The 15,449-nt window shown below is 57.5% G+C and carries 13 protein-coding genes; 12 read left to right on the forward strand and 1 reads right to left on the reverse strand.

Going from position 1 to position 15,449, the window contains the following annotated elements; all coding sequences use genetic code 11:
• Positions 1-1,134 (reverse strand): DUF2515 family protein, encoded by a 1,134-nt coding sequence (locus ABRP31_RS23755; protein WP_349972456.1) that lies wholly within the window; start codon positions 1,132-1,134, stop codon positions 1-3.
• Positions 1,135-1,425: 291 nt separating this feature from the next.
• Between ABRP31_RS23755 and ABRP31_RS23760 the strand changes: the two genes are divergently transcribed.
• From ABRP31_RS23760 to purD, 12 genes are all read left to right on the forward strand, one after another.
• Complete coding sequence (locus tag ABRP31_RS23760) at positions 1,426-3,084, forward strand: diguanylate cyclase (protein WP_087274537.1); 1,659 nt, start codon at positions 1,426-1,428, stop codon at positions 3,082-3,084.
• Between the two features lie 287 nt (positions 3,085-3,371).
• Positions 3,372-5,162, forward strand: a complete 1,791-nt coding sequence (locus tag ABRP31_RS23765; protein WP_349972457.1) for a protein-disulfide reductase DsbD — start codon at positions 3,372-3,374, stop codon at positions 5,160-5,162.
• 129 nt (positions 5,163-5,291) lie between these two features.
• Positions 5,292-5,744, forward strand: a complete 453-nt coding sequence (aroQ, locus tag ABRP31_RS23770) for a type II 3-dehydroquinate dehydratase (RefSeq protein WP_087269655.1) — start codon at positions 5,292-5,294, stop codon at positions 5,742-5,744.
• An 81-nt stretch (positions 5,745-5,825) separates the two neighbouring features.
• The gene (gene accB / locus ABRP31_RS23775) at positions 5,826-6,281 is read left to right on the forward strand and encodes an acetyl-CoA carboxylase biotin carboxyl carrier protein (RefSeq protein WP_087269658.1); all 456 of its coding nucleotides are present in this window, start codon (positions 5,826-5,828) and stop codon (positions 6,279-6,281) included.
• 17 nt (positions 6,282-6,298) lie between these two features.
• On the forward strand, positions 6,299-7,645 hold the full coding sequence (accC, locus tag ABRP31_RS23780; RefSeq protein ID WP_349972458.1) for an acetyl-CoA carboxylase biotin carboxylase subunit: 1,347 nt from the start codon (positions 6,299-6,301) through the stop codon (positions 7,643-7,645).
• A 156-nt stretch (positions 7,646-7,801) separates the two neighbouring features.
• Positions 7,802-8,248 carry a hypothetical protein gene (locus tag ABRP31_RS23785; RefSeq protein WP_349972459.1) on the forward strand — a complete coding sequence of 149 codons (447 nt, stop codon included), beginning with the start codon at positions 7,802-7,804 and terminating at the stop codon, positions 8,246-8,248.
• A 114-nt stretch (positions 8,249-8,362) separates the two neighbouring features.
• Positions 8,363-9,241, forward strand: a complete 879-nt coding sequence (gene prmA, locus ABRP31_RS23790; RefSeq protein WP_349972460.1) for a 50S ribosomal protein L11 methyltransferase — start codon at positions 8,363-8,365, stop codon at positions 9,239-9,241.
• Positions 9,242-9,264: 23 nt separating this feature from the next.
• Positions 9,265-10,584 carry a DUF3426 domain-containing protein gene (locus tag ABRP31_RS23795; RefSeq protein WP_349972461.1) on the forward strand — a complete coding sequence of 440 codons (1,320 nt, stop codon included), beginning with the start codon at positions 9,265-9,267 and terminating at the stop codon, positions 10,582-10,584.
• 311 nt (positions 10,585-10,895) lie between these two features.
• A complete protein-coding gene (gene dusB, locus ABRP31_RS23800) occupies positions 10,896-11,909 on the forward strand; it encodes a tRNA dihydrouridine synthase DusB (RefSeq protein ID WP_349972462.1) in 1,014 nt (337 codons plus the stop codon).
• The gene (gene fis / locus ABRP31_RS23805; RefSeq protein WP_087269673.1) at positions 11,906-12,226 is read left to right on the forward strand and encodes a DNA-binding transcriptional regulator Fis; all 321 of its coding nucleotides are present in this window, start codon (positions 11,906-11,908) and stop codon (positions 12,224-12,226) included. Before dusB ends, fis begins: the two co-directional genes overlap by 4 nt.
• Positions 12,227-12,308: 82 nt before the next feature.
• Entirely contained in the window at positions 12,309-13,916 is a 1,608-nt protein-coding gene (purH, locus tag ABRP31_RS23810) for a bifunctional phosphoribosylaminoimidazolecarboxamide formyltransferase/IMP cyclohydrolase (protein ID WP_349972463.1), read from the forward strand.
• Positions 13,917-14,079: 163 nt separating this feature from the next.
• Positions 14,080-15,372 (forward strand): phosphoribosylamine--glycine ligase, encoded by a 1,293-nt coding sequence (purD, locus tag ABRP31_RS23815; RefSeq protein ID WP_349972464.1) that lies wholly within the window; start codon positions 14,080-14,082, stop codon positions 15,370-15,372.
• The last annotated feature ends 77 nt before the right edge of the window (positions 15,373-15,449 follow it).

The following is a 15,449-nucleotide window of genomic DNA, read 5'->3' on the forward strand; positions in this document are numbered from 1 at the left end:
TCATTCGATAGTCAGTCCAGCAGCGATATCACTGATTGACTGCGCCAGAACGTCGCGAGTCGGCCCCTTGAGCAATTCATCAAATCTATCAGCAGCCCTGAGTACAAAACGCATGCGCTCATCCAGGTTCGAAAGATCCGCTAAAGGATTATCGACAAAACCTATAGTGCGACCGTCTTGCAGGGCTGGGCATTGATTGGCGAGTGTCAACTCAATTGCCTGAGAAAGGCCTGATGGTAAGTTAGTGACATAGGCTAAATGATTACTACGCAGCGACCACGCCAACTTTGGTTTGTTGTACATCGAGGGTTGTAGGATATTTTGCTGTTCATGCCAAGCCAGGTGCCCAACGCTTTCAGCCACCTCACCACGCTCGATAGCATCAAAACCCAGTAATACCTTGAACTGGTATTCCCCGAATGCGAGCTCACGCTGTTCAACAAGCCAAAGCACAGGAAATTTCGGATGACCGTAGATACTTGAGCGACGATTCAGGCACGTTTTGAACTCCTCAAAACCACGCTTCGCATAAAACATATGCAACGGGTAGATATCCAGAAACAAGGTGGTGTTACCTAGAGCCATCATCTCGTACACGTACTGGATTTGATCTTGCACCGCGGCCTTCGGCAGCCAATCCGGAGAAGGGTTGGCTGCATCCATCTTGTCGGCTTCCTTTGCGAGTTGCGCTTGTTCTTCCATCCGGGCGGGAGTGAGCAAACCCGACTCACTCCGGCTATCGCGCAGAGGCTGAATCGCATCGCGCTCTGCCCGAATCAGCTCATTCATCTGCGCGGCATGGAGTAAACCGCAGCCCACCTGCTTGGAAGCAAATGCTGCGAGCCCTGCCCACTGGAAACGCGAATCGTGAAGCCACAATCTGGCGTAAGCAGCATTAATGGCGCGATTGCGCTCTATCGGATCGGCGATAAGAGTGCCACCCGGAGCGACTATCTCTTCTGCCTCGCGTTGAAAAATACGCCAAAGACCCTCACAAGTGAGGATGGGGACTTCGATGACATCGACATCACAGTCATAAAGATTGATGTTGAGCGTTTCACAGTCCGCTATTGGCTGAGTGTTTCCATTCAGGGTCTGCGTATCGCAGCCGAGATCTTTAAAGCATCGGGTCATGGAGCGGTCTTCCGGTGAGATACCAGCCACCCTACCAGCGCCAAATCCCCCAAAATCAACCACCGAGAAATTCAGAAATACCCTACGCCACGCCCTCAGGATTCCCGCCAAACAACTAGGCAGTTAAGCTTTGGTCCTACAACAGCGGCCTTCCCCCACCTGCAACCCTCACGAAACCATCCAGTCATCGAATTGTTGCCAATTATTTGACTTAGGGCACGTTCGAGGCGGAAAGTAGGTGGTAGCATAGCGCCAGCAGTGATCTACCAGAGAACACACACGTAGCCCGATATGACCGAGCCAGCAGATCCAAGTCGCGATCGTCTCAAACATCATTTCGCTCAGCGCGTCATCCATCAGGCACGTCAGATTCTTGAGGCTTGGCAGCGACTGCAGCAGGGCGAATGGTCTGCGGCGGATATGGTGGAATTTCAGGACGCCAACCAGCGCCTGCTGCGCTTCGCGGAGCGTTTTGAGCAAATCGAGCATATCGAGTTGGCGCAGGCCATCAATACCTCGCTGGAAGGGGTCGAAGCTAACCGCGGACGTTTGAGCAGTAGTCTGATCACAGAACTCAACAGCTTGATGCAGCGTTTGTCCCGCACGGGGCTGCGCCATGGCGATCGCTTTGAGCAGACCGCCCTGCCGCCATTGCGCAAGCCTATCTATATTGCTCTGCAGGATTTTGAACGCGCCGAGCGCTTGAGCAAGCAGTTGGAGTTTTTTGGCTTGTACGCTCAGGCGCTGGACGGGCGGAGCAATTTCCAGACGGCCATGACTCATCGCCATCCGTCCGCCATCGTCATTGACGTGGACTTCTGCGGCCCGGGCGAAGGGCTGAAGCTGGCGGCAAGTGTTCAGCAAGGGCTCGAGCAGAAGTTGCCGCTGCTGTTTTTCAGCCATCACGAAACAGATACCCCCACACGTCTGGCCGCAGTGCGCGCCGGGGGCGAGGAGTTCCTGACCGGTACGCTGGAAGCCTCCAGCCTGCTGGAGAAAATCGAAATCCTCACCTGCGTTGCGCAATACGAGCCGTACAAAGTACTGATCATTGATGACTCCCGCGCGCAGGCCCTGCATACCGAGCGCCTGCTCAACAGTGCCGGGATCGTGACTCGCACGTTGCTGGATCCGATTCAGGCAATGGCCGAACTTGCGGACTTTCAGCCGGACCTGATCATCCTCGATATGTATATGCCGGGATGTACCGGTACCGAGCTGGCCAAAGTCATCCGTCACAACGACCGCTATGTCAGTGTGCCGATCATTTATCTGTCGGCTGAAGACGATCTGGACAAGCAACTTGACGCCATGAGCGAAGGCGGCGATGACTTCCTGACCAAGCCGATCAAGCCGCGCCACCTGATCACCACGGTGCGTAACCGTGCAGCGCGGGCGCGCAACCTCAAGGCGCGCATGGTTCGTGACAGCCTGACGGGGCTGTATAACCACACTCATATCCTGCAATTGCTGGAAGATTGCTGCTTCCGTGCGCGGCGGGAAAGTCAGCGGCTTTGCTTCGCGATGCTGGACATTGACCACTTCAAGAAGGTCAACGACAGCCACGGTCACCCCATGGGCGACCGGGTGATCAAGAGTCTGGCGCTGTTTCTCAAACAGCGGCTGCGCAAGACGGACTACATTGGCCGTTATGGCGGGGAAGAATTCGCCATCGTGATGCCAGATACCGATATTCAGAGCGCCCATCTGGTACTGGACGAAATTCGTCGGCGCTTTGCTGAAATCCACTACCCCGCACAACCGGCTGATCTGTTCTGCACATTCAGCGCAGGCGTTGTGGAAATGAGCGACAAGGACGACAGCCTGCTGCTCGCCTCTCGTGCCGACGAAGCGCTGTACCGGGCGAAACATGCCGGGCGCAATCATGTGTTTCTTGAATATGATGCCAAGCAGAGCTCACTGCTGCTGAGTTTGGCTGACAAGGCCTGAGTTCGTCAGCACGCAAACGCTCCCATCAAAAAATTTATAACTACCTGAATAGATGAGATTTTTATGTGGGAGCGGTGCTTGCCCGCGATAAGGCTGGGCGCGATTTAAAGTGAACCGCGTCCAACCTTATCGCGGGCAAGCACCGCTCCCACATGGCTCTTTATTGCTGCGTGACAACACGGTGTCTGGTGGCCGACGCCCTCGGAAACCCCCACTTACAAACCCCATCCCTGCACGCCGTGGAACACTCCGCTATCATGCGCGGACTTTTGCGACTTGAGACTGCCATGCGCCGTTTGCTCTGCCTGTTGCTGTTGATCCTGGCCCTCCCCGCTACTGGCGCTGGCCTCCTGGACAGCCGACCCAATGCCACCCTCGGTGGCGCCGCGCTGGATAACAGCAAAGATTTTCTGCCCGTCCGTCAGGCTTTTCAGCTGAATTTGATCGACACAACGCCCGAGTCGATAAAGCTGCGTTTCGTCGCAACTGAAGGCTATTACCTCTATCGCCATCGTTTTCAGTTCCGTACCGAGCCCGCCGACATCGGCCTGGGCGCTGCGCAATTGCCGGACGGCGAGAAAAAGCACGACGAATATTTCGGCGACGTTGAGGTGTACCACGGCATCCTCGACATCGACCTGCCACGCAAACCAGGCGATAACCGACCGTTCACGCTCGTAGTGACCTATCAAGGCTGCGCCGACAAAGGCCTGTGCTACCCACCCGAAACCGAGCGACTGAGTATCGGCGATCCGGCGGCCGCAGCAAGCAGCAGTACTGTTGGGGCCCCGACAGCAAGCACGGCCTGGAGCTGGAAAGAACTGGCGCTGTTCTTCCTCGCGGGCATCGGTCTGACATTCACCCCTTGCGTACTGCCCATGCTGCCGATTCTGTCCGGCGTTGTTTTGCGCGGTCAGGTGGGTGGACTTCGCGGGTTAAGCCTGTCGCTGGCTTACGTATTACCGATGGCAATCAGTTTTGCCGCGCTTGGCGCGCTGATGGGCATGTTCGGCGCGGGCCTGAATCTACAAGCCCGCCTGCAATCGGCCTGGGTGTTGGTGCCGTTTTCACTGTTCTTCGTGATTTTTGCGGTTGCCATGTTCGGCGCTTTCGAGTTGCGCCTGCCTCAGGCACTCAGTAACCGACTTGATCGCATCGCTGGCAAAACCGAAGGCGGCTCGCTGTGGGGCGCTGCGGTGCTGGGTGTGGTTTCCAGCCTGCTGGTCTCCCCTTGTGTTTCTGCACCGCTGGCCGGTGCGCTGCTTTATATAAGCGCCAGCGGCGATGCGCTGGGTGGGGCGTTGAAGCTTTTCGCGCTGGGCCTGGGCATGGGCGCACCGTTATTGCTGGTTGCAACAGGTGGCGCGACCTGGCTACCGAAAAGCGGCCCATGGCTGGTCACGGTTAAAAACGCGATCGGCGTGCTGCTGCTGGGCTTGGCTATTGCCTTGCTCAGTCGCGTGCTGCCGGGTCAGGTCACATTGCTGCTGACCGGCTTGCTGGCGGCTGGCGTCGCATTGTTCCTGGGCACGCTGGAGTTTGGCGTGAAAACTACCCGTCAACGGCTGGCGCAGTTATTGGGGCTTTTTCTACTGGTCTATGCTCTGACCTGCTGGTTCGGCGCCTGGAGCGGCCAGACCGATCCGACTCGCCCACTCGGCCGACCACAAGCGGCAATCAGCAACAATGGCGCCGCGCCCAGCAACGCCTCCAACTGGCAAACCATCACCACCGCCGCAGAACTGGATCGGGTGCTGAGCGAAGCAAAAAATGCAGGTCAGCCGTTACTGCTCGATTGGTACGCGGACTGGTGCATCAGTTGCAAGGTCATCGAGCATGAAGTGCTGCCTGACCCCAGCGTGATCAGCCAGCTTGAAGGCTATCGCCTGATTCGTTTTGACATGACCGATAGCAATGCCGAGCAACGTGCCCTGCTGGATCGCTATAAATTGTTTGGCCCGCCTGCATTGCTGATCTTCGGTAAAAATGGTGCGGAACGCAGCGATGTTAGGGTCGTCGGCGAAATCGACGCGAAGGGCCTCATAGAGCGGCTGATTAGAGCAAATGACCCAATCTAGCTATTGAGTCACAAACTTTTCGCGAACTTCGGTAATCGTGCCAGCTATTGCAGTTAACTGGACAGTCCAAGGGTGTTTCCGGCATAGTCGCCGGGCTTTGATGCTCGTAACCATAACAAGGATCATCCGATGGCGACTATTCTGGTACTGCATGGCCCTAACCTGAACCTGCTCGGGACCCGTGAACCGGGGATCTACGGCGCAGTCACTCTGGCGCAGATCAATCAAGACCTGGAAAAAAGGGCGCGTGAGGCTGGTCATCATCTGATGTATCTGCAAAGCAACGCCGAGTACGAATTGATCGATCGCATCCACGCCGCTCGTGATGAAGGTGTGGATTTCATCGTGATCAATCCGGCTGCTTTCACACATACCAGTGTTGCAATACGTGACGCGTTGCTGGGAGTGAGCATCCCATTCATCGAAGTGCACCTTTCGAACGTGCACAAACGTGAAGCTTTCCGTCATCACTCCTACTTTTCAGATGTTGCTGTAGGTGTGATTTGCGGCCTTGGCGCCAGCGGATACCGAATGGCCCTTGAAGCCGCCCTGGAACAATTGGCCGTCAGTTCGAAGCCATGACCGCACAGCCAAAGGCTGCGCGGCATGACCCGAACCACTAACAACTTTTACCCCTGACCGACCCTTGGGAGTTGATGATTAATGGATATCCGTAAAGTCAAGAAACTGATCGAACTGCTGGAAGAGTCTGGCATCGACGAACTGGAAATCCGTGAAGGTGAAGAGTCCGTACGGATCAGCCGTCACAGCAAGACTCCAGCACAACCGTACTACGCGCCTGCTCCGGCAGCCGCGCCGGTTGCAGCACCTGTAGCTGCTCCGGTTGCTGCCGCTGCTGAAGCACCTTCGGCACCAAAACTGAACGGCACCGTCGTCAAGTCGCCAATGGTAGGTACGTTCTACCGCACTCCAGCGCCTGGTTCGCCAGCGTTCGTTGAAGTCGGCAAGACTGTCAAGAAAGGCGACACCATCTGCATCGTTGAAGCGATGAAAATGATGAACCACATCGAAGCTGAAGTCAGCGGTGTGATCGAGTCGATCCTGGTAGAAAACGGTCAGCCGGTTGAGTATGACCAGCCGCTGTTCACCATCGTTTGAACCGGGGAGAGCCTGCGATGTTGGAAAAAGTCCTGATCGCCAACCGCGGCGAAATCGCCTTGCGTATCTTGCGTGCCTGTAAAGAACTGGGCATCAAGACCGTCGCGGTCCATTCCACGGCAGACCGTGAGCTGATGCACCTGGGCCTGGCAGACGAAACTGTCTGCATCGGTCCGGCGCCAGCCAACCTGTCGTACCTGAACATCCCGGCCATCATTTCCGCTGCGGAATTGACTGGCGCTACAGCGATTCACCCAGGCTACGGTTTCCTCGCGGAAAACGCCGACTTTGCCGAACAGGTAGAGAAGTCCGGCTTCGCCTTCATCGGCCCGAAAGCTGAAACCATCCGCCTGATGGGCGACAAGGTTTCTGCCAAGGACGCCATGAAGCGCGCCAAGGTGCCAACCGTTCCTGGTTCTGACGGCCCGTTGCCGGAAGACGAAGAAACTGCGCTGCGTATAGGCCGTGAAGTCGGCTACCCGGTGATCATCAAAGCCGCTGGCGGCGGTGGTGGTCGCGGCATGCGCGTTGTTCACAAAGAAGAAGACCTGATCGAAGCGGCCAAGCAGACCCGTGCTGAAGCGGCTGCCTGGTTCAGCAACCCGACGGTCTACCTGGAAAAGTACCTGACCAACCCACGTCACGTGGAAGTTCAGGTTATTTCCGACGGTCAGGGCAACGCCATCCACCTGGGCGACCGTGACTGCTCGCTGCAGCGTCGTCACCAGAAGGTTCTGGAAGAAGCGCCTGCACCGTTCATCGACGAACAAGCGCGTAAAGACGTGTTCGCAGCCTGCGTCAAGGCTTGCGTAGATATCGGCTACCGTGGTGCTGGCACCTTCGAGTTCCTGTACGAGAACGGCCGCTTCTACTTCATCGAGATGAACACTCGCGTTCAGGTAGAGCACCCGGTTTCGGAAATGGTCACCGGTATCGATATCGTCAAAGAGATGCTCAGCATCGCCGCCGGCAATAAACTGTCGTTTACTCAGGATGACGTCGTCATTCACGGGCACTCGCTGGAATGCCGGATCAATGCTGAAGATCCTAAAACCTTTATCCCGAGTCCAGGGCTGGTCAAACATTTCCACGCGCCAGGCGGTAACGGCGTGCGGGTCGACTCGCACCTGTACAGCGGCTACAAGGTTCCGTCCAACTACGACTCATTGATCGGCAAGCTGATCACCTGGGGCGCAACCCGCGACGAAGCCATGGCTCGCATGCGCAACGCTCTGGACGAAATCGTGGTCGACGGCATCAAGACCAACATCCCGCTGCACCGTGATCTGACCCGTGATGAAGGCTTCTGCGAAGGCGGCGTCAACATTCACTACCTGGAACACAAGCTGGCGGAACAGAAATAACGCAATCGCCAAATGTTCCAAGCCTGGAAGCCCCGACGTGTCGGGGCTTTTTGGTTTCTGGAGTAGCAACTGTCATTTCTGACAGTCGTTGCAGCCCGGGCGGCGGCTCACACTGTGTCTGCGCATACTGCGCACAAATCATGGAGAGTGCCAGTCGTGGACAAGCAAAAACCCCCAGAAAACGGCGTGAAAGCAGTTGGAGACTTTCAATGGAGCAGTGCTCCCGGTCTGATCGCAGCTGACTCGATTACCGCTGAGTGGCAAGACGGCGCTTGGCTGATCTACGCCAGCAGAGGCAACCCGCAACGCCGCGATTACCAACAATTTCAGCTGCGTATACCTGCTGCAACGGCCGAAACACCCATCCAGCATCAGTTCATTTCCCAGCCAGGCACTCCCGAGCCAGGCTTTGTCTATACCTACATCTGGAACAAGCCAACCGGACCTGATGACTTCGATGCTATCCGTGTCGGCATGGAGGGCCATGTCCACGTGGACTTTGCACCTGAGAACAAGCAATTCTCGGGGCGGTTCGCCTACATAACTCCGCGACAATCCAACTTAAATATTGAAGGAAAAGGAACCTACAATTTCAAGGCGTGACCAGTACCAGGAAAATGGCGAGTTCCCTGATTCAGATACGTTTGCCAGCGAGCATTTACGACGAACCTGAAGTAAACTTCGCGGCTTTCCTGCTATTTCCATAGGTAACCCGCCATGCCCTGGCTGCAAGTCCGTCTCGCCATCAGTCCAGAACAAGCCGAAACCTACGAAGACGCCCTTCTCGAAGTCGGCGCCGTATCGGTCACGTTCATGGACGCTGAAGATCAGCCGATCTTCGAGCCGGAACTCAACACCACACCGCTGTGGTCGCACACGCACCTGCTGGCATTGTTTGAAGCCGACACTGACGCCGAGCACGTCCTGGCGCACTTGCGCCTGCTGACCGATGCCGAGTTGCCAGAGCACATGAGTGAAGTGATCGAAGATCAGGACTGGGAGCGCAGCTGGATGGATAACTTCCAGCCGATGCGCTTCGGTCAACGCCTGTGGATCGTACCGAGCTGGCACGCCGCGCCGGAACCTGAAGCCGTCAACCTGCTGCTTGATCCGGGCCTGGCGTTCGGTACTGGTACGCACCCGACCACCGCGCTGTGCCTGGAATGGCTCGACGGCCAGGATTTGAAAGATTGCAACCTGTTGGACTTCGGTTGCGGTTCGGGAATTCTGGCCATCGCCGCGCTTCTATTGGGCGTCAAACAGGCGGTCGGTACAGACATCGACGTGCAGGCACTGGAAGCATCGCGCGATAACGCCGGGCGCAACAACATTGCCCCGGAGCGCTTCGAGCTGTATCTGCCTGAAGACATGCCAGCACAACAGGCCGATGTACTGGTCGCCAATATTCTTGCTGGTCCGTTGGTAGCCTTGGCTCCTCAGTTGGCCACGCTGATTAAAACCGGTGGCCGCCTGGCGCTTTCCGGCATTCTTGCCGAGCAGGGCGAAGAAGTTGCTGCTGCCTATGCCGACACCTTCGAGCTTGATCCGATCGCCAACCGTGACGGTTGGGTTCGTATCACTGGCCGTCGCCGTTAATAGCCGCTTAACCGGATAGCCGCATGACCGACAGTTTTGTCACTCAGTGCCCGCACTGCCAGACCAGTTTCCGAGTCAGCCACGCACAATTGAGTGTGGCCCGCGGCGTCGTGCGATGTGGCGCCTGCCTGCAGGTTTTCAATGCCGCGAAGCAACTGCTGGAGCAGCGCAGTAACCAGCAGTCCGCGCCGGAACAGGCACAATTGCCGATTGCCCCCTCGTCCGCAACACCGGTAGTCGTCGAAACACTGCCTGTTGCAGAAAGTGAGGTGGTTGCGACTCAGGCTCCCGCAGTCGAGCCGCCCCAGACTCCGGAATCATGGCGAGCCAATGCCGTGGATCTGGACAATCTGGATCTGGATGAAGAGCTTGCCCGCCTCGAACAGCGCGAAATTCAGTTGCCGGAAACGTTTGGCCGGGAGCGTTCCGGTCACGACGATTCCACCCTGTCCGCTCGTCGCGATGTCGCGCAGACCGACGCTGACGACTGGGTCGACAGCCTTCCCAATGATGAAGTCAGCCAACTGCCCGAGTTGCATGCGCAGATAGTTGACGAGCCCGAAACGCTACCAGAGTCGGAACCTGACGCCCGCGACGGCAGAACCGAACCGTCGTTTTCGCTGAGTGACAATCATCTGGACGACGAACCCACGGTTCCCGCCCAGATTCAGCGCAAAACCTCGAGCAGTGAAAAGCCACAACGCTTTTCGGCGCTGGATGACGACAGTGACGAAGAGCTGGACGAGCCGCAACCGGAACCTCGTTCGCGCCGCGAGCGCACCGAGCCCGGCGTGCGCGAGCAGGCACTGCTGGACCTGACCGACGATCCACTGCAACTGGACTGGCAACCACCCAAGTCTCGCTGGGGCCGCAAGCTGATCTGGACCCTGCTCACCTTGATAGCGCTGGCCGGACTGGCCGGACAATACGTCTGGTATCACTTCGACGAGCTGGCGCGCCAGGATCAGTACCGACCGTGGTTCCAGATGATCTGCCCGAAAATCGACTGTAAAGTCCCGTCCAAGGTCGATATCAACCAGCTCAAGAGCAGCAATCTGGTGGTACGCAGCCATCCCGAGTTCAAAGGCGCGCTGGTGGTCGACGCGATCATCTACAACCGCGCGCCATTTTCTCAGCCGTTCCCACTGCTGGAACTGCGTTTTGCCGACACCAGCGGCCAATTGATTGCCAGTCGTCGGTTCAAGCCCGCGGAGTACCTGAGCGGCGAAATCGCCGGGAAGGAAGAAATGCCGCCACAGACCCCGATCCATATCGCGCTGGACATCCTCGATCCGGGTGCAAAAGCCGTAAATTACAGCCTCAGCTTTCGCTCTCCGGAGTAAGCCCCCGACGAGACTCAGCGACGAAATGAATGGCCGCTGATCGGACGCAAATCAGCGCCTGAGACGCTACTAACACATGATGGCAGCGCAGTAGACGGAAAATCCGTGATCTGCCCGGCAACAACTGTTCAGATTTTATCCAATTCAGCCTTTATCCAGTCATCGAGAGCGGGTATCATGCCAACCCTTTTTCTTACTCTGGATTCGGTCTGAAAGGCGCGCAAGCACTTGTCAGGCCGGGCTCGAACGGACCGTGTAGATAACGCATTGCACACGGTTTGCCATGATTCGGCCCCACAACAGGCACACCTATGTCGGCGGTACGCATCGGTCCGTATACATTGCAGAACGGCTTGATTCTCGCTCCTATGGCGGGCGTCACTGACCAGCCTTTTCGTCAGCTCTGCCGCCAACTCGGCGCAGGTCTGGTGGTTTCGGAAATGGTTACCAGTGACATGAGCCTGTGGAACAGCCGCAAATCGCGTCTGCGCATGATCCACGAAGGTGATCCCGAGCCGCGCTCGGTACAGATCGCTGGTGGTGATCCGCAAATGCTCGCCGATGCCGCGCGCGCCAATGTCGAACTGGGCGCGCAGATCATTGACATCAATATGGGCTGCCCCGCCAAGAAGGTCTGTAACAAGGCGGCCGGTTCAGCGCTATTGAAAGACGAACAACTGGTGAGCGAGATCCTGCAGGCAGTCGTTGCCGCAGTCGATGTACCGGTCACCCTGAAGATTCGCACCGGCTGGGACCGCGACAACAAGAATGGCGTGACTGTGGCGAAAATCGCCGAACAGTCAGGCATTCAGGCTCTGGCCGTTCATGGACGGACCCGTGCCGACCTGTACACCGGCGAAGCCGAATACGACACCATTGCCGAAATCAAACAGGCAATTTCGATTCCGGTGTTCGCCAATGGCGATATTGATTCACCCCAGAAGGCCCGGCATGTGCTGCAAGCAACCGGTGCAGACGGGCTGTTGATTGGACGGGCTGCTCAAGGGCGTCCGTGGATTTTTCGCGAAATAGAACACTACCTGCGTACAGGCGAAATATTGCCAGCGCTGCAGTTGAGTGAAGTGGAACGCATTCTGCTAGAGCATCTGGCAGCGCTTCACATTTTCTACGGCGATGTGCTGGGTGTGCGAATAGCACGCAAGCATGTTGGCTGGTATCTCGCAACCTTGCCGGGCGCCAAGGAGTTTCGCGCCCACTTCAATCGTTTGCAAGATACGGAAGCACAGTGCGCCAACGTTCGCGAGTTCTTCAGCGAACGCTACAAGAGCCCGCAAACAGGGCAAGAAGAAGAGGTGGCCGCATGACGATGATGACTGAGACTTTAGTGAGTGGAACGACACCCGTGAGCGACAACGTCAATTTGAAACAGCACCTCAACACGCCGAGCGAAGAGGGCCAGACCCTGCGCGGCAATGTTGAGAAGGCGCTGCACAATTATTTCGCCCACCTCGAAGGAGCTCCCGTCACTGACGTCTACAACCTAGTGTTGTCGGAAGTCGAGGCGCCGTTGCTCGAGTGCGTGATGAACTACGTCAAGGGCAACCAGACGAAGGCATCCGAACTGCTGGGCCTCAATCGCGGCACCTTGCGCAAGAAACTCAAGCAGTACGACCTGCTTTAAGCATTCCATACAAAAAAGGCGACCCTTATCGAGGTCGCCTTTTTTGCTGAATCCATTTGCTTTTGCCTTGATGGAAATTGAAATGACCGACCAGACTACCCGCCTGCCGATTCGCCGCGCCTTGATCAGTGTTTCCGACAAGACCGGCATCCTTGAATTTGCCCGTGAACTGGAAGCCCTTGGCGTTGAGATCCTGTCCACCGGCGGTACCTTCAAGCTGTTGCAGGACAATGGCGTCGCAGCGGTAGAAGTCGCTGATTACACCGGCTTCGCAGAAATGATGGACGGCCGGGTCAAGACTCTGCATCCGAAAATCCACGGCGGCATCCTGGGCCGTCGCGGTATCGACGATGCCATCATGAGCGAACACGGCATCAACCCGATCGACCTGGTTGCGGTGAACCTCTACCCGTTCCAGGCCACGGTTGCCAAACCGGGTTGCGACCTGCCGACCGCCATCGAGAACATCGACATCGGCGGCCCGACCATGGTCCGTTCTGCAGCAAAAAACCATAAAGATGTCGCTATCGTGGTCAATGCCAGCGATTACGGTCAGGTACTGGAAAGCCTCAAGGCTGGCGGTCTGACTTACGCTCAGCGTTTCGACCTGATGCTCAAGGCTTTCGAGCACACCGCTGCCTACGACGGCATGATCGCCAACTATCTGGGCAGCGTCGATCAGAGCGCCGAGACCCTGAGCACCGAAGGCCGCAGCGAATTCCCGCGCACCTTCAACAGCCAGTTCGTGAAAGCTCAGGAAATGCGCTACGGCGAGAACCCGCACCAGAGCGCGGCGTTCTACGTTGAGGCCAACCCGGCTGAAATCGGTATCGCCACTGCAACTCAATTGCAGGGCAAAGAACTGTCGTTCAACAACGTTGCCGATACTGACGCTGCACTGGAATGCGTGAAAAGCTTCGTCAAACCAGCCTGCGTTATCGTCAAGCACGCCAACCCTTGCGGCGTTGCTGTTGCACTGGACAACGAAGGCGGTATCCGTCAGGCCTACGAACTGGCCTACGCGACCGATACCGAATCTGCGTTTGGCGGCATCATTGCCTTCAACCGCGAGCTGGACGCCGAGACTGCAAAAGCCATCGTCGAACGTCAGTTCGTTGAAGTGATCATCGCCCCGAGCGTCAGCGCCGAAGCGCAGGCCATCGTTGCAAGCAAAGCCAACGTGCGCTTGCTGAGCACCGGCCAATGGGCTGCCGAACGTGGCGCCGCGTGGGACTACAAGCGCGTCAATGGCGGCTTGCTGGTGCAGAGCCGTGATATCGGCATGATCACCGCTGATGACCTGAAAGTGGTCACCAAACGCGCACCAAGCGAGAAAGAAATCCACGACCTGATCTTCGCCTGGAAAGTGGCCAAGTACGTCAAGTCCAACGCCATCGTCTACGCCAAAAACCGCCAGACCATCGGTGTCGGCGCGGGCCAGATGAGCCGCGTAAACTCGGCGCGTATTGCTGCAATCAAAGCCGAGCATGCTGGTCTGCAGGTCGCGGGCGCGGTAATGGCTTCCGACGCATTCTTCCCGTTCCGTGACGGCATCGATAACGCCGCCAAGGTCGGTATCACTGCGGTGATCCAGCCAGGCGGCTCGATGCGTGACAACGAAGTGATTGCGGCGGCTGATGAGGCCGGTATCGCCATGGTGTTCACCGGGATGCGGCATTTCCGTCATTGACCTGCAGGAGCGCGCTTGCCCGCGATAAGGTCGGAACGACCTTCAATCGGATTTGATTTGGAATCCTTTGCCAGCGCTTCGCGCTGGATCGCGGGCAAGCGCTCCTACATGGATCGGGTTAGCAGTTCCAAAAACAGAATTCAGCGTCATCGAGGTTTTTGAAATGAACGTATTGATCATTGGCAGTGGTGGCCGCGAACACGCTCTGGCGTGGAAAGTCGCTCAGGACCCACGCGTCGAGAAAGTTTTTGTTGCGCCGGGCAATGCCGGGACCGCCATCGAAGCGAAGTGCGAGAACGTCGCTATTGACGTGCTGGCCCTTGAGCAACTGGCGGACTTCGCCGAAAAGAACGTCTCCCTGACCATCGTTGGTCCGGAAGTGCCACTGGTTGCAGGTGTTGTAGACCTGTTCCGCAGCCGCGGCCTGGACTGCTTCGGCCCTACCGCTGGCGCAGCCCAGCTTGAAGGCTCGAAAGCGTTCACTAAAGACTTCCTGGCGCGCCACAAGATCCCGACTGCCGATTACCAGAACTTCACTGAAATCGAGCCAGCGCTGGCCTACCTGCGCGAAAAAGGTGCCCCGATTGTCATCAAGGCTGACGGCCTGGCTGCGGGCAAAGGCGTTATTGTCGCCATGACCCTGGCCGAAGCCGAAGACGCCGTCCGCGACATGCTGGCCGGTAACGCTTTCGGCGAAGCCGGTTCGCGGGTTGTCATCGAAGAGTTCCTCGATGGCGAAGAAGCCAGCTTCATCGTCATGGTCGACGGCAAGAACGTTCTGCCGATGGCCACCAGCCAGGATCACAAGCGCGTCGGCGATGGCGACAGCGGTCCGAACACGGGCGGCATGGGTGCTTACTCCCCTGCCCCGGTTGTCACTGCCGACGTTCACCAGCGCGTGATGGATCTGGTCATCTGGCCGACCGTGCGCGGCATGGCTGACGAAGGCAACGTCTACACCGGCTTCCTCTACGCCGGGCTGATGATCGACAAAGCCGGCAACCCAAAGGTTATCGAGTTCAACTGCCGCTTCGGTGATCCGGAAACCCAACCGGTGATGCTGCGTCTGCAGTCGAGTCTGGTCTTGCTGGTTGAGGCTGCACTGGCTCAGGCACTGGATAAAGTTGAAGCTCAATGGGACCCACGCCCGAGCCTGGGCATCGTTCTCGCCGCTGGCGGCTACCCAGGCGATTACGCCAAGGGCGCAGCGATCAACGGTCTTGAAGATGCTGCGCAACTGCCGGGTAAAGTGTTCCATGCGGGCACTGCGCTGCAAGACGGTCAGGTAGTCACCAGTGGCGGTCGCGTGCTGTGCGCTACTGCATTGGGCGAAACAGTGGGCGATGCTCAAAAACACGCCTATGCTCTGGCCGCCAAGGTTAATTGGGAAGGTTGCTTCTATCGCAGTGACATCGGCTATCGCGCCATTGCCCGCGAGCGCGGTGAAGACCTGTAACAAGCCATCATCCGGGCTTCGGCAGGCTGGGGGGCGCAGCAGCGCTTTCCCCGCCTGCCAGGTCCGACAGGCGATTT

This window comes from Pseudomonas caspiana, from assembly GCF_040224095.2.
GTDB classification, from domain to species: domain Bacteria; phylum Pseudomonadota; class Gammaproteobacteria; order Pseudomonadales; family Pseudomonadaceae; genus Aquipseudomonas; species Aquipseudomonas caspiana.

What these genes read in the sequence shown, in the direction of transcription:
- ABRP31_RS23755 (WP_349972456.1), bottom strand. Translation starts at nt 1,134, where the DNA reads ATGACCCGATGCTTTAAAGATCTCGGCTGCGATACGCAGACCCTGAAT.
- ABRP31_RS23760 (WP_087274537.1), top strand. Translation starts at nt 1,426, where the DNA reads ATGACCGAGCCAGCAGATCCAAGTCGCGATCGTCTCAAACATCATTTC.
- ABRP31_RS23765 (WP_349972457.1), top strand. Translation starts at nt 3,372, where the DNA reads ATGCGCCGTTTGCTCTGCCTGTTGCTGTTGATCCTGGCCCTCCCCGCT.
- aroQ (WP_087269655.1), top strand. Translation starts at nt 5,292, where the DNA reads ATGGCGACTATTCTGGTACTGCATGGCCCTAACCTGAACCTGCTCGGG.
- accB (WP_087269658.1), top strand. Translation starts at nt 5,826, where the DNA reads ATGGATATCCGTAAAGTCAAGAAACTGATCGAACTGCTGGAAGAGTCT.
- accC (WP_349972458.1), top strand. Translation starts at nt 6,299, where the DNA reads ATGTTGGAAAAAGTCCTGATCGCCAACCGCGGCGAAATCGCCTTGCGT.
- prmA (WP_349972460.1), top strand. Translation starts at nt 8,363, where the DNA reads ATGCCCTGGCTGCAAGTCCGTCTCGCCATCAGTCCAGAACAAGCCGAA.
- ABRP31_RS23795 (WP_349972461.1), top strand. Translation starts at nt 9,265, where the DNA reads ATGACCGACAGTTTTGTCACTCAGTGCCCGCACTGCCAGACCAGTTTC.
- dusB (WP_349972462.1), top strand. Translation starts at nt 10,896, where the DNA reads ATGTCGGCGGTACGCATCGGTCCGTATACATTGCAGAACGGCTTGATT.
- fis (WP_087269673.1), top strand. Translation starts at nt 11,906, where the DNA reads ATGACGATGATGACTGAGACTTTAGTGAGTGGAACGACACCCGTGAGC.
- purH (WP_349972463.1), top strand. Translation starts at nt 12,309, where the DNA reads ATGACCGACCAGACTACCCGCCTGCCGATTCGCCGCGCCTTGATCAGT.
- purD (WP_349972464.1), top strand. Translation starts at nt 14,080, where the DNA reads ATGAACGTATTGATCATTGGCAGTGGTGGCCGCGAACACGCTCTGGCG.